The sequence below is a fragment of the Rhodococcus sp. ZPP genome (assembly GCF_017656075.1).
Lineage (GTDB): Bacteria > Actinomycetota > Actinomycetes > Mycobacteriales > Mycobacteriaceae > Rhodococcus_F > Rhodococcus_F oxybenzonivorans.
This window is the reverse complement of the sequence record NZ_CP058638.1, coordinates 589187-613015: the sequence shown is the minus strand read 5'-3', so window position 1 is coordinate 613015 and position 23829 is coordinate 589187. Positions and strand designations below refer to the sequence as shown.

Annotated in this window: 29 protein-coding genes; 22 read left to right on the top strand and 7 right to left on the bottom strand. The window is 67.5% G+C overall.

Annotated features, from left to right (window positions below):
• Positions 1–44: 44 nt before the first annotated feature.
• Positions 45–1172, bottom strand: coding sequence for a lipase family protein (locus HYG77_RS02815; RefSeq protein ID WP_208961792.1), 1128 nt, complete (start codon positions 1170–1172; stop codon positions 45–47).
• A gap of 95 nt (positions 1173–1267) precedes the next feature.
• Complete coding sequence (locus HYG77_RS02810) at positions 1268–1897, bottom strand: TetR/AcrR family transcriptional regulator C-terminal domain-containing protein (RefSeq protein ID WP_109329344.1); 630 nt, start codon at positions 1895–1897, stop codon at positions 1268–1270.
• A gap of 144 nt (positions 1898–2041) precedes the next feature.
• Between HYG77_RS02810 and bioB the strand changes: the two genes are divergently transcribed.
• The 3 genes from bioB to HYG77_RS02795 are packed head-to-tail and all read left to right on the top strand — an operon-like array spanning position 2042 to position 3880.
• Positions 2042–3055 carry a biotin synthase BioB gene (bioB, locus tag HYG77_RS02805; protein WP_109329346.1) on the top strand — a complete coding sequence of 338 codons (1014 nt, stop codon included), beginning with the start codon at positions 2042–2044 and terminating at the stop codon, positions 3053–3055.
• Positions 3055–3312 (top strand): hypothetical protein, encoded by a 258-nt coding sequence (locus HYG77_RS02800; protein WP_159921797.1) that lies wholly within the window; start codon positions 3055–3057, stop codon positions 3310–3312. The genes bioB and HYG77_RS02800 overlap by 1 nt, the downstream gene beginning before the upstream one ends.
• A gap of 10 nt (positions 3313–3322) precedes the next feature.
• Positions 3323–3880 (top strand): DUF2567 domain-containing protein, encoded by a 558-nt coding sequence (locus HYG77_RS02795; RefSeq protein ID WP_109329350.1) that lies wholly within the window; start codon positions 3323–3325, stop codon positions 3878–3880.
• On the opposite strand, the gene HYG77_RS02790 is transcribed toward HYG77_RS02795, so the two are convergent.
• Positions 3870–4682 (bottom strand): SDR family oxidoreductase, encoded by an 813-nt coding sequence (locus HYG77_RS02790; RefSeq protein ID WP_109329352.1) that lies wholly within the window; start codon positions 4680–4682, stop codon positions 3870–3872. The genes HYG77_RS02795 and HYG77_RS02790 overlap by 11 nt on opposite strands.
• Positions 4683–4765: 83 nt before the next feature.
• Between HYG77_RS02790 and HYG77_RS02785 the strand changes: the two genes are divergently transcribed.
• Positions 4766–5383, top strand: coding sequence for a TetR/AcrR family transcriptional regulator (locus HYG77_RS02785; RefSeq protein ID WP_208961791.1), 618 nt, complete (start codon positions 4766–4768; stop codon positions 5381–5383).
• Positions 5384–5409: 26 nt separating this feature from the next.
• On the opposite strand, the gene HYG77_RS02780 is transcribed toward HYG77_RS02785, so the two are convergent.
• Complete coding sequence (locus HYG77_RS02780; protein ID WP_244373433.1) at positions 5410–6144, bottom strand: NUDIX domain-containing protein; 735 nt, start codon at positions 6142–6144, stop codon at positions 5410–5412.
• Between the two features lie 76 nt (positions 6145–6220).
• On the opposite strand from HYG77_RS02780, the gene nadA reads away from it, so the two are divergent.
• From nadA to nadC, 3 genes are read left to right on the top strand one after another with little or no spacing between them, the layout of a single operon-like run.
• Positions 6221–7258, top strand: a complete 1038-nt coding sequence (nadA, locus tag HYG77_RS02775) for a quinolinate synthase NadA (protein WP_109329356.1) — start codon at positions 6221–6223, stop codon at positions 7256–7258.
• Positions 7255–8823 (top strand): L-aspartate oxidase, encoded by a 1569-nt coding sequence (locus tag HYG77_RS02770; protein ID WP_208961790.1) that lies wholly within the window; start codon positions 7255–7257, stop codon positions 8821–8823. The genes nadA and HYG77_RS02770 overlap by 4 nt, the downstream gene beginning before the upstream one ends.
• Complete coding sequence (nadC, locus tag HYG77_RS02765; RefSeq protein WP_208961789.1) at positions 8823–9692, top strand: carboxylating nicotinate-nucleotide diphosphorylase; 870 nt, start codon at positions 8823–8825, stop codon at positions 9690–9692. Before HYG77_RS02770 ends, nadC begins: the two co-directional genes overlap by 1 nt.
• Before the next feature lie 49 nt (positions 9693–9741).
• On the opposite strand, the gene HYG77_RS02760 is transcribed toward nadC, so the two are convergent.
• The gene (locus HYG77_RS02760) at positions 9742–11019 is read right to left on the bottom strand and encodes a family 1 glycosylhydrolase (RefSeq protein WP_208961788.1); all 1278 of its coding nucleotides are present in this window, start codon (positions 11017–11019) and stop codon (positions 9742–9744) included.
• Between the two features lie 88 nt (positions 11020–11107).
• Between HYG77_RS02760 and HYG77_RS02755 the strand changes: the two genes are divergently transcribed.
• From HYG77_RS02755 to HYG77_RS02690, 14 genes are all read left to right on the top strand, one after another.
• Positions 11108–13051 (top strand): acyl-CoA dehydrogenase family protein, encoded by a 1944-nt coding sequence (locus HYG77_RS02755; protein ID WP_109329362.1) that lies wholly within the window; start codon positions 11108–11110, stop codon positions 13049–13051.
• Between the two features lie 279 nt (positions 13052–13330).
• Positions 13331–13468 (top strand): hypothetical protein, encoded by a 138-nt coding sequence (locus HYG77_RS02750; protein WP_208961787.1) that lies wholly within the window; start codon positions 13331–13333, stop codon positions 13466–13468.
• Between the two features lie 140 nt (positions 13469–13608).
• Positions 13609–14931: a histidinol dehydrogenase gene (gene hisD, locus HYG77_RS02745; protein WP_208961786.1), complete on the top strand. Its 1323-nt coding sequence runs from the start codon at positions 13609–13611 to the stop codon at positions 14929–14931.
• Positions 14928–16070 (top strand): histidinol-phosphate transaminase, encoded by a 1143-nt coding sequence (locus HYG77_RS02740; RefSeq protein WP_109329366.1) that lies wholly within the window; start codon positions 14928–14930, stop codon positions 16068–16070. Before hisD ends, HYG77_RS02740 begins: the two co-directional genes overlap by 4 nt.
• A complete protein-coding gene (gene hisB / locus HYG77_RS02735) occupies positions 16067–16681 on the top strand; it encodes an imidazoleglycerol-phosphate dehydratase HisB (protein ID WP_208961785.1) in 615 nt (204 codons plus the stop codon). Before HYG77_RS02740 ends, hisB begins: the two co-directional genes overlap by 4 nt.
• Before the next feature lie 13 nt (positions 16682–16694).
• Positions 16695–16847, top strand: a complete 153-nt coding sequence (locus HYG77_RS02730; RefSeq protein WP_201453564.1) for a hypothetical protein — start codon at positions 16695–16697, stop codon at positions 16845–16847.
• Positions 16848–16912: 65 nt separating this feature from the next.
• Entirely contained in the window at positions 16913–18040 is a 1128-nt protein-coding gene (locus tag HYG77_RS02725) for an MFS transporter (protein ID WP_208963254.1), read from the top strand.
• The gene (gene hisH / locus HYG77_RS02720; protein WP_159921816.1) at positions 18037–18672 is read left to right on the top strand and encodes an imidazole glycerol phosphate synthase subunit HisH; all 636 of its coding nucleotides are present in this window, start codon (positions 18037–18039) and stop codon (positions 18670–18672) included. The genes HYG77_RS02725 and hisH overlap by 4 nt, the downstream gene beginning before the upstream one ends.
• The gene (locus tag HYG77_RS02715) at positions 18669–18929 is read left to right on the top strand and encodes a hypothetical protein (protein ID WP_109329372.1); all 261 of its coding nucleotides are present in this window, start codon (positions 18669–18671) and stop codon (positions 18927–18929) included. Before hisH ends, HYG77_RS02715 begins: the two co-directional genes overlap by 4 nt.
• A 19-nt stretch (positions 18930–18948) precedes the next feature.
• Positions 18949–19683, top strand: coding sequence for a bifunctional 1-(5-phosphoribosyl)-5-((5-phosphoribosylamino)methylideneamino)imidazole-4-carboxamide isomerase/phosphoribosylanthranilate isomerase PriA (gene priA, locus HYG77_RS02710; RefSeq protein ID WP_109335048.1), 735 nt, complete (start codon positions 18949–18951; stop codon positions 19681–19683).
• Positions 19684–19690: 7 nt separating this feature from the next.
• Positions 19691–20521: an inositol monophosphatase family protein gene (locus HYG77_RS02705; protein WP_208961784.1), complete on the top strand. Its 831-nt coding sequence runs from the start codon at positions 19691–19693 to the stop codon at positions 20519–20521.
• Positions 20522–21295, top strand: coding sequence for an imidazole glycerol phosphate synthase subunit HisF (gene hisF, locus HYG77_RS02700; protein WP_159921822.1), 774 nt, complete (start codon positions 20522–20524; stop codon positions 21293–21295).
• Complete coding sequence (hisI, locus tag HYG77_RS02695; RefSeq protein ID WP_208961783.1) at positions 21292–21636, top strand: phosphoribosyl-AMP cyclohydrolase; 345 nt, start codon at positions 21292–21294, stop codon at positions 21634–21636. The genes hisF and hisI overlap by 4 nt, the downstream gene beginning before the upstream one ends.
• 53 nt (positions 21637–21689) lie before the next feature.
• Positions 21690–21869 (top strand): 4-oxalocrotonate tautomerase family protein, encoded by a 180-nt coding sequence (locus tag HYG77_RS02690; RefSeq protein WP_109329378.1) that lies wholly within the window; start codon positions 21690–21692, stop codon positions 21867–21869.
• 15 nt (positions 21870–21884) lie between these two features.
• On the opposite strand, the gene HYG77_RS02685 is transcribed toward HYG77_RS02690, so the two are convergent.
• Positions 21885–22394, bottom strand: coding sequence for a MarR family transcriptional regulator (locus HYG77_RS02685; protein WP_159921828.1), 510 nt, complete (start codon positions 22392–22394; stop codon positions 21885–21887).
• A 171-nt stretch (positions 22395–22565) separates the two neighbouring features.
• On the opposite strand from HYG77_RS02685, the gene HYG77_RS02680 reads away from it, so the two are divergent.
• Complete coding sequence (locus HYG77_RS02680; RefSeq protein WP_208961782.1) at positions 22566–23345, top strand: class III extradiol ring-cleavage dioxygenase; 780 nt, start codon at positions 22566–22568, stop codon at positions 23343–23345.
• On the opposite strand, the gene HYG77_RS02675 is transcribed toward HYG77_RS02680, so the two are convergent.
• A complete protein-coding gene (locus HYG77_RS02675) occupies positions 23333–23797 on the bottom strand; it encodes a peroxiredoxin (RefSeq protein WP_109329381.1) in 465 nt (154 codons plus the stop codon). The two genes, HYG77_RS02680 and HYG77_RS02675, sit on opposite strands and share 13 nt — an antisense overlap.
• Positions 23798–23829: the final 32 nt, after the last annotated feature.

Below are 23829 nucleotides of genomic sequence, written 5' to 3'. Positions count from 1 at the left end.
ATTTCGGCCGAATGACGAGAGCCTGGTGACGCTGGGGTATGCGACTACGAGAAGGCCTGCCGGACGAACGGCGTGGTGTCGGGAAGGGACGCCGGCATGGTCTGCAGATGCCCGGTCGGGTAGGTGCGGTAGACGAAACTCTGCCCGTTGGCGGCAAGGTCGGCGGTCAACTTCCAGCTGAACGCTGCGGGGACGATGTCGTCGAGCAGTCCCTGGCCGATGAAGAGTGGCCGGTCGTATCCACGGACGGGAACTCCAAGGGTGCCCCGAATCGCGTCGAGGATGGCAGGGTCGTCGAGGTTTCGGGACATCAGTTGTCCGATGGTGACGCCCTGGAGCTGCGGCGCTGCGTCTTGGTAACAGAGTTCCTCGAGGCGGTCGAGCGCGGAGATGCCGAGGGGGCTGAGGTAACTGTCGATGTCGAGGTCGGGGCGAGATGCCCGTAGTCCGGCCAGGGCATACGCGACGAACACGGTGCTCCCGGTGAGGGGAAGGGGTGGGAAATTCGGACCCACCAGAGGTGCCAGCTGTTCGAGATTCGACGGCGCCCCGGTTGCGACCGTGCCGCGGAAATCGAGTTCGGGCGCATATCTGGTCGCCATCGATGCGGCGACCAGCGCTGCGTGTCCGCCCTGAGACTGTCCGAGCGCCAGCCAGCGGTTCGACAGTGACGGCGTCACGCTGCGAGCGGCGCGCACCATGTCGATCATGCTGTGCGCCTCGGTCGGACCGTCCAGATAGGGATGAACACCGGGTGTGCCGAGGCCCACGTAGTCGGTGGCCACCACGGCATATCCCTCGCGCAGCCAATGCTCGACGTATTGCCCGCCGAAGTTCCCGGTGGCGGTGGGAGCGCAAGCGTCCGCCAGTCCGACCGTTCCGTGCGCCCACGACACCACGGGCCACCCTTCAGGCGGCGGTCCGCCAGGTGGCAGAAATATCGCTCCGGTACTGAGCGCGGGCCGGTCCAACGGCCCAGTGGTCCAGTAGGTCAAGAATGAACCCGTGGTGGCACCCGGCGGCCACATCTGCTGCGGCACCGACGAGGACGCGACTACGTCACCCGGTGCGCCGACGGGTTGCGACGGGCTCGGAGCCGGACCGGCGAAAAGGGAGAAGGCCAGTACCGTCGCGACAACAATTGCGGCGCGGCGGCCGACTGTCGACCTCATCGTCACCCCCTGGCCTGACCAAGTAGCCACTCGGTCTCGGATGTGAGTGTGCCCACCCAGCTTTCGATTCGAGTGTGCCCACTCAGTGTGCCCGCTCAGGGGTGCTGCGCGGGGTCTTTCAGCCGTGCACGGATGCCGTCGACGAACAGCGAGAGTCCGAAGTCGAATCGGACCGCGGGATCACCGTCGAGGAGGTCGTCGTCGTAGGCGCCGATCTCCGATGCCGGGGCGTCGGGGGAGAGCGCAGCGCGGGTGAGGGCGCCGACGGATTCCATCTGTGCGCGCGACTGCTCGTCGACCGTGTGTCCGAGGACGTAGTAGAGGAGCGAGTACGACGCCAACTCGGCGTGCTCGCGGGAAAGTCCGGATCGCAGGCCGACGGCGGCGAACGTTTCCCGCACGCGGGAGTTGGTCATCCGCGAGGCGTAGGTCGCGGAGACGAGCTCGGCACCGTCGCGGTGCGACAGCAGGGCACCACGCAGGCGGTGGGCCAGCTCGATGAACTCCTCGTTCCAGCCGGTAGCCGTGGTGGGCGCGTCGACGTCTTCGAGGATCTTGTCGGCGAGAGCGCCGAGAAGGGTCTGCTTGTTGGGAAAGTGCCAGTACAGGGCGCCGGGTTGGACGCCGAGGGCGGTCGCGAGCCTCCGCATCGTGAGGTCGGCGAGGCCGAATTCGTCGAGGATGGCCAGTGCGCCGTCGAGTACGTCGCCGCGTCGCAATTGCACTGCTGTTCTCCTCAGGTATTCGGGCCTTGCTTTGACAGTATTCCATCACGGATCTAACCTGAACGCCGTTCAACTTGTACGGTGTTCAATTCTTACTCATGTCGATCCACGACGCGTGATCGGCCCGCTCTTCAGGAGATACGTGTGACGTCGGCCCCGGTACAGACAGACATTCTCGCCCTGGCGCGTGACCAGGTTCTCGAACGCGGGGAAGGGCTCACGCAGAGCCAGGTACTCGAGGTCCTGCAACTGCCGGACGAGCGGCTCGAGGAGTTGCTCGCGCTGGCGCACGACGTGCGGATGACATGGTGCGGTCCCGAGGTCGAGGTGGAGGGAATCATCAGCCTCAAGACCGGCGGCTGCCCCGAGGACTGCCACTTCTGCTCGCAGTCGGGCCTGTTCCAGTCGCCGGTGCGAGCCGCCTGGCTCGACATCCCCTCGCTCGTGGAGGCTGCCAAGCAGACCGCCAAGTCCGGCGCCACCGAGTTCTGCATCGTCGCTGCGGTCCGCGGACCCGACGAACGGCTGCTCGCCCAGGTAGCGGCCGGTATCGAGGCCATCCGCAACGAGGTCGACATCCAGATCGCCTGCTCGCTCGGCATGCTCACCCAGGAGCAGGTCGACCAGCTGGCCGCCATGGGTGTGCACCGGTACAACCACAATCTCGAGACTGCGAAGTCGCACTTCCCGAATGTGGTGACCACCCACTCGTGGGAGGAGCGGTGGAACACGCTGCGGATGGTTCGTGAGGCGGGCATGGAGGTGTGCTGCGGCGGCATCCTCGGGATGGGCGAGAGCCTCGAGCAGCGCGCGGAGTTCGCCGCGAATCTGGCCGAACTCGAACCCGACGAGGTTCCGCTGAACTTCCTCAACCCCCGTCCGGGCACGCCGTTCGGCGACCTCGAGGTGCTGCCCGCGAGCGAGGCGCTCAAGTCGGTGGCCGCCTTCCGGCTCGCGCTGCCACGCACCATCCTCCGCTTCGCCGGTGGTCGTGAAATCACCCTCGGCGACCTCGGCGCAAAACAGGGCATCCTCGGCGGAATCAACGCCGTCATCGTCGGCAACTACCTGACGACGCTGGGACGGCCCGCGGAACAGGACCTCGACCTGCTCGTCGACCTGCAGATGCCGATCAAGGCACTGAACGACACCTTGTGATGACCGGCACCGACGTTTCACCGGGCAGTGTCGCTGACGAGCGCGCTGCAGAGGAGCGGTACAACCCGTATACGGGCCGCCGAGTCGTTCCCGGAGTCGAGGACAGTGTCCCGACCGCGGCGCAGCTCGGGCTCGAACCGCCGCGCTTCTGCGAGTCGTGCGGTCGGCGCATGGTCGTACAGATCAGTCCCGACGGCTGGTGGGCAAAATGCTCACGCCACGGTGTGTTCGACTCGATCGGGCTCGCCCGGCGGTAGCGTCGTCGGTGTGACCAACTTCCCGCGCATCAGGCTTCGATCTGCCGCCGGAGTCGTCTGCGGAACGGTCGTGGCAAGTGCACTCGTGGGGGCGATATGGGGAGTGCTCGCGCCGGCAGAACACCTGTTGGTTGTTGCGCCCGACCGCGGCGTCACGCTGACGGGTGAGAGTGTGCACCGGTTCGATGCGATCGGCATGTTCGCGTGCGCGGGGCTGGTCGTGGGCATCCTCGCCGCGGTTGCGGCGTGGACGGCGCGGCGGAGTCGTGGTCCGGTAGCTGTCGCGGCTGTCCTCGCCGGCAACATCGTCGGAGCGGGTGTCATGGCACTCGCCGGACTCGGCGTCGCTGCACTGCGGTTTCCCGGCGACGACGTGTCGACGCCCGGAACGATCGTCGCGACGGCACCGGGGATCGGGACGCTGCTCGTGCTGGTGTTCCAGCCGCTGGCTGCCTGCGTCGTGACGTTGGTACTCGCCGCGCTCAACCCATTCGACGACCTCGGAATCAGCGATTCCCCGGTCGAGCTCGACGAATGGGACGAGCGCGACGCGACACTTACTTCATGACCGAGGTTCGCATCCGGACGTCCCCGAGGAGACGCCCACTGGCGAGAGCGCCGATGCGGCGAGTCGCGAACCGGGTGCTGACGGACGACACCCAGTTCATCAGCCCGGATACGACGCTCGGTGGTGTGCTGCGCCGATCCAGCGCGCGCAGTGCTGTCGTCACCACCTGATCCGCGGTCTGCATGCGGCCGACGGCGGCGTCCTCCGAACCGACGACGTCGAAGAATTCGGTGCGGGTAGGGCCCGGGCAGACGGCGAGCACGGTGAGGCCCGTGCCTCGCGCCTCTGCCCACAATGCCTCCGTGAAACTCAGTACGAACGCTTTGGTCGCCCCGTACACGGCCATGCCGGGAGTCGGCTGGAACGCGGCGGTGCTCGCCACGTTCACGAGAGCTCCGCGTCCCCGCAGCAGGTCGGGCAGGAACGTGTGCGACAGCTCGACGAGGGTGGTGACGTTGAGCTGTATCTCGGCGGTGAGGCGCTCGAGTTCGGCGGACGCGAAGTCTCCGTGCGTCCCGAATCCCGCGTTGTTGATCAGTGAATCGATGCGGATGTCGCGGGCAGTCAATTCGGTGCGCAGCCGCTCACCGGCGCCGGGAGTGGCGAGGTCGAACGGGATCACGGTGACCGACACGTGATGCGCGGTGCGGAGTTCGGTGGCGAGTTGTTCGAGCCGATCGACGCGGCGGGCGACGAGGACGAGATCTGCACCCCGCTCGGCGAACCGGCGGGCAAATTCGGCACCGAGGCCCGCGCTCGCGCCAGTGATGAGGACGGTGGTTCCGGATACGTCGAAGGACATGTCAGCTCCTAGCGGTGGGGTGACCTCGAATGTAGTCAGTGACATCTATGTAGTCAATGACAACATTTGGTTAGACTTACGGCATGCCCGTCGCCGAACAGCCGTATCACCACGGGAGTCTTCGCCAGGTGCTGCTCGCGCGCGCCGAGAGCACGCTCGAGCAGGACGGCGTCGACGGCATCTCCCTCCGCCGGCTCGCCCGTGAGGCCGGCGTCAGCCACGCCGCACCCAGCAAACACTTCCGGGACCGTCAGGCCCTGCTCGACGCACTCGCAGAGTCCGGATTCGTGCGGCTCACCGCCGCTCTCGAACGCGCCGTCGAGGAGGCCGATCCCCACGCCCGGGCCCGCTTCGGCGCGCTCGCCGGCGCCTACGTGAGCTTTGCCCTTGCCCACCGCGAGTTGCTGGCGCTGATGTACGGCAACAAGCACGCGCCCGGCGCCGCTCCTCAGGTGGTGGCGGCCGGTCACGCCGCGATGGACCTCACGGTCCGGATCGTCACCGAAGCCCAGGCCGCCGGCGACATCGGGGGCGGGGACGGGTCCCGCATCGCCCTCGTCGCGTTTGCGACATTCCACGGAATTGCCACCCTCGCCGCCGGGGGGATGCTCGACGGCGCGCCGGTGGACGAGGTCGTCACCGCCGCATCGGACACGTTCTGGCGGGGGCTCGGACCGAGGGCCGAGGCCGACTCGCGGTGACGTCGTAGGTCCTGATCGCAAGCGGGTCAGGCCGGCGGTCGAAGCGCCGCGAATTCGTCGGTAACCCGCAAAGTGGAGTCGGTGAACCGGTAGAGCGCGGCGGGGCGTCCTCCGGTGCGGCCCGACGGCGCGGTGTTACCGGTGGGCGTCAGGACCCCGCGCCGCCCGAGGACGCGTTGCAGATTGGTGGCGTCCACCTGGTAGCCGAGTGCTGCACAGTAGATTTCGCGCAGCGTCGACATGGAGAATTCGCCGGGCGCCAGCCCGAACGCGATGTTGGTGTAGGAGAGCTTGGCGGCCAGGCGTGTACGCGCATGCTGCACGACGGTGCCGTGGTCGAACGCCATCTCGGGCAATTCCGAGACCGGATGCCACGCAGTGTCCGGAGGGAGGGTCGGATCGGCGGGGAGGGGAACGAGCCCGAGGAAGGTCGAGGCGATGGTGCGAGGCCCGGGGACGCGATGTGGATCGCTGAACACGGACAGCTGTTCGAGGTGTGACACCTCCCGCACGTCCACCTTCTCCGCGAGTTGCCGCCGGGCGGAGGTGGTGAGGTCTTCGTCTTCACCCAGCAGGCCGCCCGGAAGCGACCAGGCGCCCGCCTGAGGGTCGAGGGCGCGTTGCCACAACAACACGGCGAGTTCGCCGGCGCCGGTCGCGTGACGCGCATCACCGGGGTGACCTGCGCATATGCGATCGGCGAAGTGGCGAACCTGGAACACCGCGGTGAGCACCTCGTGCCTGGTGTTACTATGGGGCATGTTTTCGATCCTAAGTCGAAAACCTCGATTTAGGAATTCGGGCCAGCCCGCCCGAGTCCACGGTGAAGGAGCAGCCATGACGACCAACACGTTGTGGGCGGGAACGCACCCGCAGATTCAGGACGGTCCCGGCGGTTACGGGGGTGTCGAGGCGAGCGAGGAGTGGGCTGCCGAAATCAAACGGCTGGCGCGTGAGCGGGGGGCAACCCTGCTGGCGCACAACTACCAGTTGCCCGCCATCCAGGACGTCGCCGACCACGTGGGTGACTCCCTCGCGCTCTCGCGCATCGCGGCGGAGGCGCCCGAGGACACGATCGTGTTCTGCGGTGTGCACTTCATGGCCGAGACGGCGAAGATACTCAGCCCGGCCAAGACCGTGCTGATCCCCGACGAGCGCGCGGGGTGCTCGCTTGCGGACTCGATCAACGCCGATCAGTTGCGGGAATGGAAGGCCGAATTCCCGGACGCAGTGGTCGTCTCGTACGTCAACACCACCGCCGAGGTGAAGGGACTGACGGACATCTGCTGCACGTCGTCCAACGCCGTCGACGTGGTGGCGTCGATCGACCCGGACCGTGAGGTGCTCTTCCTGCCCGACCAGTTCCTCGGCGCACACGTCAAGCGCGTCACCGGGCGCAAGAACATGCAGATCTGGGCGGGTGAATGCCACGTCCACGCCGGCATCAACGGCGACGAACTCACCGCCCAGGCGAAGGCGCACCCCGGAGCCGAGCTGTTCGTCCACCCGGAGTGCGGCTGCGCCACCTCGGCTCTGTACCTGGCGGGAGAAGGGTTCGTCCCCGAGGACAAGGTGAAGATCCTGTCGACGGGTGGCATGCTCGACGCCGCACGAGCGACCGGCGCCAAGCAGGTTCTCGTCGCGACCGAGGTCGGGATGCTGCACCAGCTGCGCAAGGCGGCGCCGGACGTCGACTTCCAGGCTGTCAACGACCGCGCTTCCTGCCCGTACATGAAGATGATCACCCCCGCGGCGCTCCTCCGGTGCCTGCTCGAAGGCAAGGACGAGGTTCACGTCGATCTCGAGACTGCCGAGCGTGCCCGTAAGTCGGTGCAGCGCATGATCGAGATCGGAAACCCTGGCGGCGGCGAGTGAGCAGCCCGGCCCGGGGGATCTCCTGGGAGGAGCACGCCGACCTGGTCGTGGTGGGTGGTGGGGTGGCCGGACTGACGGCCGCTCGTACCGCCTCCCTGCGAGGGCTGAGGGTCCTCACCGTCAGCAAGGGCGGTCCCACGGACACGGCGACCCAGTATGCGCAGGGCGGGATCGCGGTGGTGGGTGATGCGCTCACCGACTCGGTGGCCTCACACGTGGCGGACACCTGCGAGGCCGGAGTCGGCCTCTGCGACGAAGACGCCGTGCGGTCGATCGTGGCCGGTGGTCGCGATGCGGTCGCCGCCCTCACCGACCTGGGGGCGGTGTTCGATCGTGGACGCGACGGCGTCGTCTCCCGCACCCGTGAGGGTGGGCACAGCACCCGCAGGATCATCCATGCCGGCGGCGATGCCACGGGGGCCGAGGTGCAACGGGCGCTGGGCGCCGCAGGTCTGCCCGTACTCTTCGGCGCGTCCGCGGTGCGCGTCGTCACCGACGCACGCGGGGTCACGGGTCTGCTCGTCGATGCACCGAATGGCCTCGGCGTGATCCACACGCCCGCCATCGTCCTGGCAACGGGCGGACTCGGTCAGCTGTACGCGTGCAGCACCAACCCACCCGGCGCGACCGCGGACGGCATCGCGCTGGCGTTGGATGCGGGCGCAGCGGTGGCTGACCTCGAATTCGTGCAGTTCCACCCGACCGTCCTGTTCACCCCGGGCGGAGTCGGGCGGCGTCCGCTCATCAGTGAGGCCGTTCGAGGGGAGGGGGCACGGCTCGTCGACGCGAACGGCGATTCGGTGACCGAGGGCGTCCATGCCCGCGGTGATCTCGCTCCCCGAGACGTCGTCTCCCGGGCAATCGCCTCCCGGCTGCGGGCACTGGGGCACGACCACGTCTACCTCGACGCCCGGCAGCTACCGGGGTTCGCCGAGCGTTTCCCAACGGTGACGGCGTCTTGCCTGCAAGCCGGGATCGATCCCCGCGAGCACCTGATTCCGGTGGCACCGGCCGCGCATTACTCGTGCGGCGGTGTGGTCACCGACGTCTCCGGACGTACCGAGGTGCCGGGCCTCTACGCCGCCGGTGAAGTGGCGCGCACCGGGCTGCACGGAGCCAACAGGTTGGCGTCGAACAGTCTGCTCGAGGGTCTCGTGGTCGGTGAACGTGTCGGTGTCGCGGCGGCCGAGCGTGCCGGTCTGCGCGTGGAGGTGACGGACACGGTCCGGCCGGGACTGTCGTACGCGTCTCGTGAACTGGTGCAGCAGGTGATGACCGCGCACGCCTCTGTGGTTCGCGACGGAGCGGGCCTCGCGTCGGCGGCGGTTGCGCTCGCCGACGCACCCCGAAGTATTCCCGACGGCCCGACCGAACTCGAGGATGCCGCGCTCACCACCACGGCGTCTGCCCTGGTGCTCGCTGCAGGTGCGCGAACCGAGAGCCGGGGCTGCCACACCCGCAGCGACTATCCGGAGTCCAGCGAACAGTGGCGGCGGAGCACGCACATCCGCTCCCGGGACGGCGAACTCGAACTGCTCGAACCCCAACTGACAGGAGTGCTGTGATGTCCGGCCATGTCCTTCCAGACGGTCTCGACGCGGACGAAGTGCGGGCACTCGTGCGACTCGCGCTCGACGAGGACCTGCGGTACGGCCCGGACGTGACGTCGACGTCGACGGTCCCGGCGGACGCGGTGGCCAAGGCGTCGGTCGTGTCCCGCGCGCACGGCACCGTGGCTGGTCTCGATGTGGGCCTTCTGGTGCTCGACGAGGTGATCGGTGAGGGCAGCTACCAGGTGCTCGAGCGCGTTGCCGACGGCACCCGTGTGAGCCCCGGGCAACCGGTTCTGAGCGTGTCCGCCCCTACGCGAGCGCTGCTCACTGCCGAGCGGACCATGCTGAATCTGGTGTGCCACCTCTCGGGGATCGCCACCGCGACGGCGGCGTGGGTGGACGCGGTCGACGGAACCGGGACGCGGATCAGGGACAGCCGCAAGACGCTGCCCGGGTTGCGTTCGCTGCAGAAATACGCGGTCCGCGTCGGTGGTGGCGTCAATCACCGGATGGGGCTCGGGGACGCGGCGCTGATCAAGGACAACCACGTCGCCGCAGCAGGCTCGGTGGTGGCGGCGCTGCGGGCGGTGCGTGCGGCGGCCCCGGACATCGAGTGTGAGGTCGAGGTCGACAGCCTCGAGCAGCTCGACGAGGTACTGGCCGAAAACGTCGAACTCGTCCTCCTCGACAACTTCCCGCTGTGGCAGACGCAGATCGCCGTGCAGCGCCGCGACGCGAAGGCGCCCGGCACCAAGCTGGAGTCCTCCGGAGGTCTCACGCTCGACGTAGCGGCGGACTACGCCGGCACGGGCGTCGACTATCTCGCGGTCGGGGCTCTCACCCACTCCGTCACAGTGCTGGATCTCGGGCTCGACATGTAACGCCTCGTGAGTACTTGTTCACCGCGGGCGGTGAACAAGTACTCACGGGTCAGGGCGGGTCGATGCAGCTGGTGGGCAGATCCACCAGTGAACAGAATCCCGGTTTCCGTGCCGGGACGTAGCTGTCCGGCAGCCCTGCCACGATGATGTCGCGGTAGGTTGCGACCGCATCTGTGGGGCGGCGGGTGAGGGTCGGATCGGTAAGCGCGTCGACGGTGTAGAGACCGAACCGGGGCCGGTACGTTCCCCACTCGTAATTGTCGGTGATCGACCAGTAGTTGTAGCCGATGACCGGTGCTCCGTCCAGCCGGGCGCGTTCCATCCAATAGATGTGGTCGCGGAGGTGATCCGACCGGGTGTACCCGTCCGGTCGCGGTTGGCCGTTGTCGGTCGGCATACCGTTCTCCACGACGTACAACGGCAGTCCGGGGAACTTGCGGGTGTAGCGCATCAGCGCGGAGTAGATGCTGTCCGGTTGCGGATCGATGCGGTAGAAGTCGTCGGTGATCGCGTTGACGGCGGTGACGTTGTCGAGAGCGAGTCCGTAGTAGTAGTCGACCCCGAGGAAGTCGAGCTTCTCGCGAACCCGGTCCACGAACATCGCATCCACGGCGTCGGTGGCGGCCGGGATGTAGGAGAGATTGCTGCTGACGCGGGCGTCCGGGTCGTACTCGTGAATCAGGTCGTAGGCGCGGCGGTGCACCTCGACCAGGCGGTCGAGCATCTGGGGACCCTGAGCGGCGGTGACGCCGCCGAATGTCAGTTCCTTCTGCAGATACACGGTCGGTTCGTTGATGGTGATCCAGAGAGCGCCCGACCCGGAGTAGCGGGGTACGACCCTGCGGGCGTACTCGAGCCAGTGGTCGACCGTCGCCTGATTCGCCCACCCACCCTTGTCTGCGACCCAGCCCGGATACACCCAGTGGTCGAGGGTGATCATCGGTGTCATCCCTCGGCCGGTGATCTCCCGGACGACGTCGTCGTAGTACCGGAGTTCGGTGTCGTCCCAGGAGCCGGGCGACGGCTGTACCCGCGCCCATTCGATGCCGAAGCGGAACACGTCGACACCGAGATCTGCCGCGCGGGCGATGTCCTCGCGGTAGCGGTGACGGAAGTCGACCGAGTCGCCGATTGCATCGTCGGTCCTGCCCGACGCCGCGTAGCGCGCCCAGTTGCTGTCGGGCGACGAACCCTCCGATTGGAAGCCGGAAGTGGCGACGCCCCAGAGGAACTCGTCCGGTAGCGGTTCGGCGCCCGATGTGGCCGGGCACGTCACGAAGCACAGGAGAAGCGCGGCGGCGCCCAGGAGAGTCGACGGAGTCCGCATCGGCCGAAGAGTAACCGAAATGCTGTGTCGAGTCCGTCGATTTGGGGGATACTCGTCAGTAGGACTACCCGCCAGTAGGAGGCGCGTCATGGTCGACACATCAGCTCCGAAGGTCACCGAGGAAGAAGCACGAGCTGTAGCGGAGGAGGCGAGGGAATCCGGTTGGGACAAACCCTCATTCGCAAAGGAACTGTTTCTGGGACGGTTCCGGCTGGATCTGGTTCACCCGTTTCCCCGGCCCGCGGCCGAGGACGCTGCCAAAGCCGACGAATTCCTGACTCGTCTCCGCGCCCACTGCGAGGAGATGGACGGCAGCGTCATCGAATCCCAGTCGCGAATCCCCGACGAGTACGTTCGCGGCCTCGCCGACCTGGGATGTTTCGGGCTGAAGATCTCCGAGGAGTACGGCGGACTCGGGCTTTCCCAGGTCGCCTACAACCGGGCGTTGATGCTGGTCGCGTCGGTGCACCCCAGCCTCGGCGCACTCCTGTCGGCGCACCAGTCGATCGGGGTACCGGAGCCGCTCAAGCTCGCCGGCACACCCGAGCAGAAAGCCGAGTTCCTGCCGCGGTGTGCCCGAGGTGCCATCTCCGCGTTTCTCCTCACCGAACCGGACGTCGGTTCCGACCCGGCCAGGCTGGCGTCGTCGGCGACTCCCATCGAAGGCGGGGCGGCCTACGAACTGGACGGCGTGAAGCTGTGGACGACCAACGGCGTCGTCGCGGAACTGCTCGTCGTCATGGCACGGGTTCCGAAGAGTGAGGGTCACCGCGGCGGGATCTCGGCGTTCGTCGTCGAGGCCGACACCCCGGGCATCACCGTGGAACGGCGCAATGCCTTCATGGGGCTACGCGGGATCGAGAACGGCGTGACCCGCATGTACAAGGTTCGCGTTCCCAAAGAAAATCTCATCGGGCGGGAAGGCGACGGACTCAAGATCGCGCTCACCACACTGAACGCCGGCCGGCTCGCGATACCCGCAATGTGCGCCGGCGCCGGCAAATGGTCGCTGAAGATCGCCAGGGAATGGTCCGGTGTCCGGGTGCAGTGGGGCAAGCCGGTCGGTGAGCACGCGGCCGTCGCCAACAAGTTGTCATTCATGGCCGCCACCACCTACGCCCTCGAAGCCGTGGTGGACCTGTCGGCACAGATGAACGACGAGGGCCGCAACGACATCCGGATCGAGGCGGCGCTCGCCAAGCTGTGGTCGTCCGAGATGGCCTGCGTTCTCTCCGACGAGCTCATTCAGGTGCGCGGCGGTCGGGGATACGAGACTGCGGCGTCACTGGCGGCCCGAGGAGAACGGGCAGTTCCCGCTGAGCAACTCGACCGAGATCTGCGCATCAACAGGATCTTCGAGGGCTCGAGCGAAATCATGCGTCTGCTCGTCGCCCGCGAGGCCGTCGACGCCCATCTCACGGCGGCAGGCGATCTCGCGGACCCCCACGCCGACACCGGCGCGAAGGCCCGGGCGGCCGCCAAGGCGAGTGGCTTCTACGCGAAGTGGTTGCCGCAGCTCGTCGCCGGCAAGGGGCAGATGCCGATGGCATACGGGGACTTCGGCATTCTGGCCAAGCATCTGCGCTTCGTCGAGCGGCATTCCCGCAAACTGGCCCGCTCCACGTTCTACGGCATGGCCCGCTGGCAGGCGGCGCTCGAGAAGCAGCAGGGATTCCTCGGCCGGGTGGTGGACATCGGCGCAGAACTGTTCGCGATGTCGGCCAGCTGTGTCAAAGCGGAGATGCAGCGCGAGGAGAACGAAGCCGAGGGAGCCGCGGCCTACGAACTCGCCGACGTGTTCTGCCGGCAGGCCGCACTCCGTGTGGAGAAACTGTTCGACGGGTTGTGGCACAACACCGACGATGTCGATCGGCAGGTCGCGCATTCCCTTCTCGAAGGACGGTATGCGTGGCTCGAACGAGGAGTGGTCGACCCCAGCGAGGGCACCGGTCCGTGGATCACCGAATGGACGCCCGGCGCGTCCACCGAAGAGAATCTCGCCAGGAGGTTCGTCGAATCCACTCGTCTCTGACGGCAGCATGCCACGACACTGACCCCCGGGCTGCCACGACTCCGACCCGGGGGGTGCCACGACCTCGCGTAACGGGTGGAACTGAGGTCGACTCTTGCCGTCTTCACGGTCGGCCTCGTCGTGCGACCGACGGTCGGCAATGTCTTCCGCCTATGGACGAAACTGCTGTCGAACTGGGCCATTGAGGTCCGTCCGGGGGTGGTTTAACGTGGAGGTGCGGGCCGTATCCCGTCGGGTCGAGACTGGGCATTCCGGGATACGACTCGCCGGGGGGCACAGATGACGAAGTCGCGCGGCAGGCCCGCCGATTCGAAGTTCGGTGTGAGCCGGCCCGAGAATTTCTCTGCGCGCGATCTCCATCGACCGGACGAGCGGGATCTGCCGGCCCGGCTCGCAGCGGCAGCCACCGACCGGTGAAAACGCGGTACGCCTATCCTGGATAATCGGTGCAGAGCTCTGTTCTCCATAGGACAGCCAGCTCGTCAGTGACCTGCCGGCTCATCCGTGACCTGCGTGTCAGTGACACCGTGTCCCGCCAGTCGCAGAGAGGACCTCTCATGCTCGCCCGCACCGACCTTCGTGGTCGTACCCCTTCCACGGCCGAACTTCGTGCCGCACTTCCTCGAGGTGGAGTGGATGTGGATGCGGTGCTGCATCAGGTTCGCCCCGTGGTCGACGCCGTGCGCGAGCGTGGCGCCGCTGCCGCCCTCGACTTCAGCGAGCAGTTCGACGGCGTCCGGCCTGCGCAGATACGTGTCCCGCAGGCAGAACTCGACCGTGCGCTCGCTGAACTCGATCCCGCAGTCCGGGCGGCTCTCGAAGTCGCGATCGAACGCACCCGCAAGGTGCACGCCGACCAGCGCCGCAAGGACACCACTACCCAGGTAGTCCCCGGCGGCACCGTCACCGAGCGGTGGGTGCCCGTCGACCGGGTAGGCCTCTACGTGCCCGGCGGCAACGCCGTCTACCCGTCCAGTGTCGTCATGAACGTCGTGCCGGCGCAGGCCGCCGGTGTGCGGTCTCTCGTGGTGGCCTCCCCGCCCCAGGCGGAGTTCGGCGGACTCCCGCACCCGACCATCCTCGCGGCGGCGGCGTTGCTGGGCGTCGACGAGGTCTGGGCCGTCGGCGGCGGGCAGGCTGTCGCCCTGCTCACCTACGGCGGCACCGACACGGACGGCGCCGAACTCGCCCCCGTCGACCTGATCACCGGTCCCGGCAACATCTACGTCACGGCGGCCAAGCGCCTGTGCCGTGGCCTCGTCGGCATCGACGCCGAGGCCGGACCCACCGAGATCGCGATCCTCGCCGACCACACGGCAGACGCGGTGCACGTCGCGGCAGACATGATCAGCCAGGCCGAGCACGACGTGATGGCGGCGAGCGTGCTCGTCACCACCAGCATCGAGCTCGCCGACGCCGTCGACACGGCGCTGGCCGCGCAACTGGAGATCACCAAGCACAAGGAGCGCGTCACTGCCGCGCTGTCCGGCACGCAGTCGGGCACCGTCCTGGTCTCCGATGTCGAGGCGGGACTGCGGGTGGTCAACGCCTACGCCGCCGAGCACCTCGAGATCCAGACCGAGAACGCCACTGCCGTCGCCGCGAAGGTGACCAGTGCGGGTGCGGTGTTCGTCGGGCCGTGGGCGCCGGTCAGCCTCGGCGACTACTGCGCCGGATCCAACCACGTCCTGCCCACCGCGGGCTGCGCCCGGCACTCCTCGGGTCTGAGCGTGCAAACGTTCCTGCGGGGCATCCACGTGGTCGACTACTCGGAATCCGCGCTGAAGGAGGTCTCCGGCCACGTCATCACCCTCGCCAACGCCGAGGACCTCCCCGCACACGGTGAGGCTGTCCGGCTGCGTTTCGAGGCCTTGCGGTGACCGCGGCGAACGTGCCGGGTTCGTCCATCGGCGTGGACGCGCTGCCGATCCGGGAGAGTCTGCGCGGCAAGTCGGCGTACGGCGCACCGCAGCTCACCGTGCCGGTGCAGCTGAACACCAACGAGAACCCGCACCCGCCCACGCAGGCGCTCGTCGACGACGTCGCGGAATCCGTGCGGGAGGCGGCGCGGGAACTGCACCGCTACCCGGACCGCGACGCGGTGGCGCTGCGCACCGATCTCGCCGCCTACCTCGCCGGCCAGACGAGTGTGCCGGTCACTGTCGACAACGTCTGGGCGGCCAACGGCTCGAACGAGATCCTGCAGCAGCTGCTGCAGGCGTTCGGAGGTCCCGGGCGTAGCGCGATGGGATTCGTACCGTCGTACTCGATGCACCCCATCATCGCGGACGGAACGCAGACGGACTGGTTGCCGATCTTCCGCCGCGCCGATTTCGCCCTCGACGTCGACGCTGCGGTGGAGGCGATTCGGGCACGCCGTCCCGACGTCGTGTTCGTCACCAGCCCCAACAATCCGACGGGGCACAGCGTCGGCATCGCGGAACTGCGCCGGGTCCTCGACGCCGCGCCGGGCGTCGTGATCGTCGACGAGGCTTACGCCGAATTCTCCGACGCCCCCAGCGCCCTGACGTTGATCGACGAGTATCCGTCGAAGATCGTCGTGTCGCGGACGATGAGCAAGGCGTTCGCGTTCGCCGGCGGCCGGCTCGGATACCTTGCCGCCGCACCGGCATTCATCGAGGCGCTGCTTCTGGTCCGGTTGCCGTATCACCTGTCGGTGGTCACGCAGGCCGCCGCCCGCGCGGCGCTGCGGCACGCGAACGAGACACTCGGCAGCGTGCACGCGCTCGCCACGGAACGGGTGCGTGTGTCGAAGGCATTGGAGGACACGGGGTTCCGTGTCATCCCCAGCGACGCCAACTTCATCCTGTTCGGTGAGTTCACCGACAGCGCCCACGCCTGGCAGGCCTACCTCGACCGCGGAGTCCTCATCCGGGACGTCGGGATCCCCGGATACCTGCGTGCCACCGTCGGACTGGCCTCCGAGAACGACGCCTTCATCGTGGCGAGCGACGCGATCGCCGCCACCGAACTCACGACCTCAGGAGACCGAGGATGACCGACCGCATCGCCAAGGTGGAGCGCACCACCAAGGAATCCAGCATCACCGTCGAACTGAACCTCGACGGAACCGGCATCGTCGACATCTCGACGGGTGTCCCGTTCTTCGATCACATGCTGACCGCGCTCGGCTCCCATGCCAGCTTCGACCTCAGTGTTCAGGCGCAAGGTGACGTCGAGATCGAGGCGCACCACACGGTGGAAGACACGTCGATCGTGCTCGGCCAGGCCCTGGCTCAGGCGCTCGGCGACAAGAAGGGCATCCGGCGGTTCGGTGACGCGTTCATTCCCATGGACGAGACGCTCGCCCACGCGTCGGTCGACGTGTCGGGGCGGCCGTACTGCGTCCACACCGGCGAACCGGAACACCTGCTGCATGCTGTCATCGGCGGTTATCCCGGAGTTCCCTACGCGACCGTGATCAATCGGCACGTGTTCGAGTCGATCGCACTCAACGCCCGGATCGCACTGCACGTGCGGGTGCTCTACGGCCGCGACCAGCATCACATCACCGAGGCCGAGTTCAAGGCCGTCGCCCGCGCCCTGCGGGAGGCCGTCGAACCCGATCCCCGGGTGTCCGGGGTGCCGTCGACCAAGGGCAGCCTGTGATCGGGTCGCCTTCGTGAGCGTCGTCCTGGTGTACGTGCTGTTCATCGCCGCCGGAATAGCGGCAGGCGGCGCGTACTCGATGTGGAAGTTCAACAAGCTGGCCTCGGGTGTGCTGCTGGCACTGGCTGTGCTGGCGGCAGTGGCGGGCGTCGTCAGGCTGCTGTAGTGCCTGTCGCCTCCGTGACCGGACCCCGGTTGCTACGCACTCCTGGTCTGCTCACCGCGCTGGTGATGGGTGCGGCGGCGTTCGGTGGGTGGGCGGTACTGCTCCCTGTGGTGCCGCTGATCGTGTCTCTGTCGGGAGGGTCGGACACCCTCGCCGGTGGTGTGACTGCCGTTTTCATGGCCGCCACGGTGTTGACCCAATTCGGCGTGCCCCGGCTCTTGCGCAAGTGGGGGTACCGATGGGTACTCTCGGCCGGATGCCTCCTCCTGGGGCCGCCGTCCTTACTGTTCCTGCTGTCCACCGAGGCGATTCCGGTTCTCGCCGTGTCCGCGGTGCGGGGTGCGGGTTTCGGGATGCTCACGGTGGCGGGCAGCGCTCTCGTCGCCGAACTGGTTCCGCGGGAGATGCTCGGCCGGGCCATTGGCGCGCAGGGGATCGCGGTGGCTGCCGCGCAGATGGTGGGCCTGCCCGCGGGGCTGGCAATCATGCAGCACTGGTCCGCGACGCCGGTTTTCGTACTCGGTGCGCTGATTCCCGTGCTGGCGGTGGGCGCCGTCACTCGGCTGCCACACCTGCATCCACGCCCGGCCGGTACCGCACGAGGGCGTCTTCCGCTGTCGGTCCTGCTCATGCCGTGGCTGTCCATTGCCACGGCGGCTGCAGCGTTCGGCGGTGTGTCGAGTCTCCTGCCGATCGCGATTGCCGAGCGGGCGTCCCTCGCCGGCGGGGTCCTCGCCGTGGTCAGCGGCGCCGCAGTGTGCGGACGTTACGCGGCGGGGTCGTTCTCCGACCGGGTCGGAGTCGGCCGGGCGCTGATGCCCGCGCTTGCGTTCACCTGCGGCGGTCTGGCGCTGTTCGCGGTCGCGGCGGCACGGAACGGGGACGGGATCGTCCTGGTCTGTGCAGCAGTGATGTTCGGGTTCGGATTCGGCGCCGTTCAGAACGAATCGCTGGTCATGATCTTCACCGCAGCCGGGCCCGCCCGATTCGGTGCCGCGAGCGCCGGATGGAACATCGGATTCGACGCCGGCACGGGATTCGGGTCCCTCACCCTCGGGGCCGTCGCTTCGGTGGCGGGGTATTCGTGGGTCTTTGCGGTGGCGGCGATGGCGGTGGCCGTCGTCCCGGCGACGGGAATGCTGGTCGGCCGCGCCCTAGGGGGCCGGACACAGCCGGATAGAATCGATTCATGACCGTCCCCACCATTGCAGTCCTCGATTACGGCTCCGGCAATCTGCATTCGGCCACCCGCGCGCTGGCTCGCACCGGTGCACAGGTCGAGGTGACGGCAGACCACAAGGTGGCTCTCGCGGCGGACGGCCTGGTGGTTCCCGGGGTCGGCGCTTTCGCCGCCTGCATGGACGGGCTTCGCGCGGTGCGCGGCGAGCGACTCATCGGCCAGCGCCTCGCCGGTGGCAGGCCGGTTCTCGGCATTTGCGTGGGCATGCAGATCATGTTCGAACGCGGAGTCGAATTCGGTGTGGAGGCAGAGGGCTGCGGTGAATGGCCGGGCACGGTCGAACGCCTTCAGGCCGCTGTCCTGCCGCACATGGGATGGAACACGGTAGAGGCGCCCGACGACAGCACCTTGTTCAAGGGAATCGATCCCGACACCCGGTTCTACTTCGTGCACTCCTACGCGGTGCAGAAGTGGGAGATGCCCACGCCGGAGCGGCTGGCACCGCCCGCACTGACGTGGGCGGATCACGGTGGGAAGTTCCTCGCGGCCGTCGAGAACGGTGCATTGTCCGCCACCCAGTTCCACCCGGAGAAATCCGGTGACGCGGGAGCGGAGCTGCTCCGGAACTGGGTGCGGAGCTTGTGACGCCATCACCCGGTGAGGGGAGCGGTGACCTGTCGATCGGCCGGCTCGCCGTGTGCGCACTGGGTGCGGCCACCGTGGTGCTGGTGCTCGCCACCACCGTCATTCTCGTCGTGAAGCCGGGGCCGGTCCTGGGCCTGGTCGTCGGACTTCTGGGAGTCGCGGGGGCGATCGCGTCCATGGGGTACGTGTCGAAGCGCATGACCCGCAACGCCTACGGTGACGATCCGCAGGACCCCGAGCCGGGTTCCGGGCGCTGAGCGACTAGGGTTGTCGCACGTGAGCCTGGTCCTTTTGCCTGCTGTAGATGTCGTCAACGGTGAAGCTGTTCGCCTCGTCCAGGGGGAGGCAGGGAGCGAGACCGGGTACGGCTCGCCTCGTGATGCCGCCCTTGCGTGGCAGAACGACGGTGCCGAGTGGGTGCACATCGTCGACCTCGACGCCGCATTCGGTCGCGGTTCGAATCGGGAACTCCTCGCCGACGTCGTGGGTGAGCTCGACATCCAGGTCGAACTGTCCGGGGGAATCCGCGACGACGAGTCGCTCGAGGCCGCTCTGGCCACCGGGTGCGGCCGTGTGAATCTCGGTACCGCCGCCATCGAGAATCCCGACTGGTGCGCCCGCGCGATCGCGAAGTACGGCGACAAGATCGCCGTCGGTCTCGATGTCAGGCTGATCGACGGTGAGTATCAGCTCCGTGGCCGCGGCTGGGTCACCGAGGGCGGAAACCTGTGGGAAACCCTCGCGCGTCTCGACCGGGACGGTTGCTCGCGCTACGTCGTCACCGATGTGAGCAAGGACGGCACACTGACCGGCCCCAATCTCGAACTCCTCGCGCAGGTGTGTGCGGCCACCGACGCGCCCGTCGTGGCGTCGGGTGGTGTGTCCACCATCGACGATCTGACGGCGATCGCCGGACTCGTCGATCAGGGCGTCGAGGGCGCCATCGTCGGCAAGGCGCTCTACGCGGGACGTTTCACGCTCCCCGAGGCGCTCGCCGCGGTCTCGGGCTGATCCGGTCATGAGCCCGAACCGCGATCCTCAGGAACTGCTCGCCGTTGCCGGTGAGCTGCTCGACGGCGTCCACGACCGGTTCGTTGCCGGGGTGGGGTCGCCGAGTGCCGTGCACAAGGGACCCGACGACTTCGCGACTGCTCTCGACCTCGAACTCGAGAAACGGCTGACCGGAGAACTTCAGGATCGGACCGGCATCGCGGTTCACGGCGAGGAATTCGGTGGCCCCGATCTCGACGCAGGATTGGTGTGGGTTCTCGATCCCATCGACGGCACCTTCAACTACTCGGCAGGATTGCCGACGGCGGGCACACTTCTCGCCCTGCTCGACGACGGTGTCCCGGTCCTCGGTTTCACGTGGCTGCCGCTCGTCGGGCGACGGTACGCGGCCGTGGCGGACGGGCCGCTCCTCGAGGGCGGTCTGCCGCTGCCGCGTCTCACCGAGACGTCGCTGGCCTCGTCGATCGTGGGAATGGGCGCACTGAACATCGACAGCCGCGGACGTATCCCCGGGCCTTATCGGCTGCAGGTTCTCGCTCAGCTCAGCCGGGTGTCGTCGCGGATCCGGATCCACGGCTCCACCGGCGTCGACCTCGCCTTCACCGCGGCGGGAATACTCGGTGGCACGGTGGTGTTCGGCCACAATGCGTGGGACAACGCCGCCGGCGTGGCTCTGGTGCGGGCGGCGGGTGGCGTGGTCACGGATCTCGCAGGTCAGCCGTGGACGATCGCTTCAGATTCTGTGCTGGCGGGTGCCCCCGGAGTGCACGGTGAGATTCTCGACATTCTCGGATCGCTGGGTGACCCCCGCGCCGAGCTTTCGGAAGGGCTTACGTAAATGACTCTGGCAGTGCGGGTTATCCCTTGCCTCGACGTCGATGCAGGACGCGTCGTCAAGGGCGTCAACTTCGAGAATCTGCGCGATGCAGGGGATCCGGTGGAGTTGGCGGCCGCCTACGACGCACAGGGTGCCGACGAGCTCACCTTCCTCGATGTCACAGCCTCGACGGCGGCCCGTGGCACCATGCTCGATGTCGTGAGCCGGACGGCGGAACAGGTCTTCATTCCGCTCACCGTCGGCGGCGGCGTCCGTACCGTCGAGGACGTCGACCGGTTGCTGCGTGCCGGTGCCGACAAGGTCAGCGTCAACACCGCGGCCATCGCCCGGCCCGAACTGCTTCGTGAACTGAGCGAGCGTTTCGGGTCCCAGTGCATCGTGCTGTCCGTGGATGCGCGCACGGTCCCGCAGGGTCAGCCGGACACCGCGTCCGGATGGGAAGTGACCACCCATGGCGGCAAGCGCGGAACCGGGATCGATGCGGTCGAGTGGGCGGTGCGCGGCGCCGAACTGGGTGTCGGCGAAATTCTGCTCAACTCGATGGACGCCGACGGGACGAAAGCAGGCTTCGACCTCCCGATGATCCGTGCGGTGCGGGCGGCCGTGCATGTGCCGGTGATCGCGAGCGGGGGAGCGGGTGCTGTGGAGCATTTCGCACCCGCCGTCGACGCGGGCGCCGACGCGGTACTGGCCGCAAGTGTCTTCCATTTCGGCGACATGACGATCGCCGAAGTGAAGAAGTCCATGCGTGAAGAAGGGATCACCGTCCGATGAGTCTCGACCCCGCTATCGCCTCGCGGCTCAAGCGCAACGACGCAGGCCTGTTCAGCGCCGTCGCTCAGGAACGGTCGACGGGTGACGTCCTGATGGTGGCGTGGATGGATGACGAAGCACTCGCCCGCACCCTCGACACCCGCAAGGGCACCTACTACTCCCGTTCCCGCCAGCAGTACTGGGTGAAGGGGGAGACGTCCGGGCACACGCAGTACGTCCACGAGGTGCGGCTCGACTGCGACGGCGACACGGTGCTCCTGATCGTGGATCAGGAAGGCGCTGCATGTCATACGGGCACGCACACGTGCTTCGACACCGACGTTCTGCTCGCCGCGCAGTAGAGTTCTGGGCGCCTCGGGCAGAATGCCCGCATGCCCTCGGGCAGAATGCCCGCATGCCATTGATCCAGATCAGTCAGACAACCGGGCTCACCACCGAGCAGAAGCGCGCCACCATCGAAGCGGTCACCAAGGCGTACGCCGAGGCGACGGGTAAGGACCCGGCGAAGGTCTGGGTGACGATTGCGGACGTGCCGGCCGAGAACTGGGGTGTCGGCGGGTCGCCGCTGGGGTGAGGTGCACTCGGCGCGTCACGCTCTTCCGGTGCCGGCGGCGATGCCCTTGTCGAGTTGGGTGAGCATGGCGCTGCCGAGTTCGGAGAGCTGACGTACTTGGTCCGTGGAGAGGCCGTCGAAGACGAGTGCGCGGACGGATTCGACGTGGGGTGGTGCTGCCTCCACTACTTTGGCCATCCCTGCGTCGGTGAGGACGGCGTCGGAACCACGGCTTCCCCGGATGCTCTCTCGCCGTACCCAGCCGGCTTTTTCCATCTTGGTGATGACGTGGGACAGCCGCGACAGTGACGCGTTGGCCCGCTGCGCGAGCAAGGAGAGCTGAAGTCGACGGTTGTCTTCGCCGGACAGGGATGCGAGGACGAAGTACTCGAAGTGGGTGAGCGCCGAGTCGCGCTGCAGCTGGGCGTCGAGGGCCGCGGGCAGGCGGGTGACGAGTGCGATGAGGGTCAGCCACGCCTGCTGCTGATCGGCGTCGAGCCAGCGTGTCTCCGTCTGCGTCGAGCTGTCCTCGTCGTACCCACCCATGAGTGGTGTCCTCCATTTCGTGCGCCGAACCGCTGTGCGACCTCTTCACCATAGGCAGCACGCCGCCTGCGGAACGGTACCCGGGAATAGTTGTCGCATCCGCGTGTTGACTCCTATACTAGCTTGAAGGTTCAACTTAGGGCCTTGCGAGTCGGACCTCGAGGAGTCACGATGACGAACGTCATGCCCGCACTGTTCCTGAGCCACGGAGCACCGCCGTTGGTCGACAGCGAACTGTGGGTGTCGCAACTGGCGAAGTGGGCCGGCGACCTGCCGCGGCCGAAAGCCATCCTCGTGGTCTCGGCGCACTGGGAGTCCGCGCCGCTCACCATCGGATCGACCACCACCGGGACCCCCCTCGTCTACGACTTCGGCGGTTTTCCCGAACGTTTCTACCGGGCCACGTACGCCTCACCGGGTGCTCCGGATTTGGCCGCGCTGGTCGCGGCACTCATGCCCGACAACGAGACGGTGGCGCATCAACCGGATCGGGGCCTCGATCACGGCGCCTACGTGCCGCTCACGGTGATGTATCCGGACGCCGACATCCCCGTCCTGCAGATCTCCTTGCCGACGCTCGACCCCGAACGGCTGCTGCACCTCGGTGAGCGGCTGCGCCCACTGCGGGAGCAGGGAGTCCTGATCGTCGGCTCCGGGTTCACCACCCACGGGCTGCCGTTCCTGCGCGACCCCTCGCCGGAGGCGAAGGCCCCGGGATGGTCGGCGGAGTTCGACGCGTGGGCGAACGAGCGCCTGGCTGCAGGCGATGTCGACTCGCTCATCGGCTTCCGCGCACTCGCCCCGGGCATGCCCTATGCGCATCCGACGATCGAGCATTTCGCTCCGCTGTTCGTGACGCTCGGCGCCTCCAGCGACCCCGAGCAGATTCCCCGCCAAGTGATCGACGGGTTCTGGATGGGCTTGGCGAAGCGGTCTTTTCAGGTGGCCTGACGGGCACGGAGGAACGTCAGCGCGTGATCGCCGTGGGCATTCGCGCGAAACTCGCTCGAGATCACCTCGAGCACCGTGCGGTCGGTGTCGATGACGAACGTCGACCGTTTGACGGGTGCGAGTTTGCCGAGCAGTCCGCGCCGGACACCGAACTTCTCGGCGACCGCGCCGTCGCGGTCCGACAGAAGTGGGTAGTCGAACGACTGCGCCTGCGCGAACGACGCCTGCTTGGCCACCGCATCGGTGCTGATCCCGGCGCGGGAAGCCCCGACGGCTGCGAACTCGTCGGCGAGGTCGCGAAAATGGCATGCCTCGGCGGTGCAGACCGGGGTGGACGCCGCCGGATAGAAGAACAGCACCAGCGGACCGTCCTCCAGAAGGCTCGACAGTGAACGTTCGTTGCCGTCCTGGTCGGGCAGGGTGAATTCCGGTGCAAGCTGACCTGGCTTCATGACAGCCGAGGCTACCCGCGCACGCAGACGCG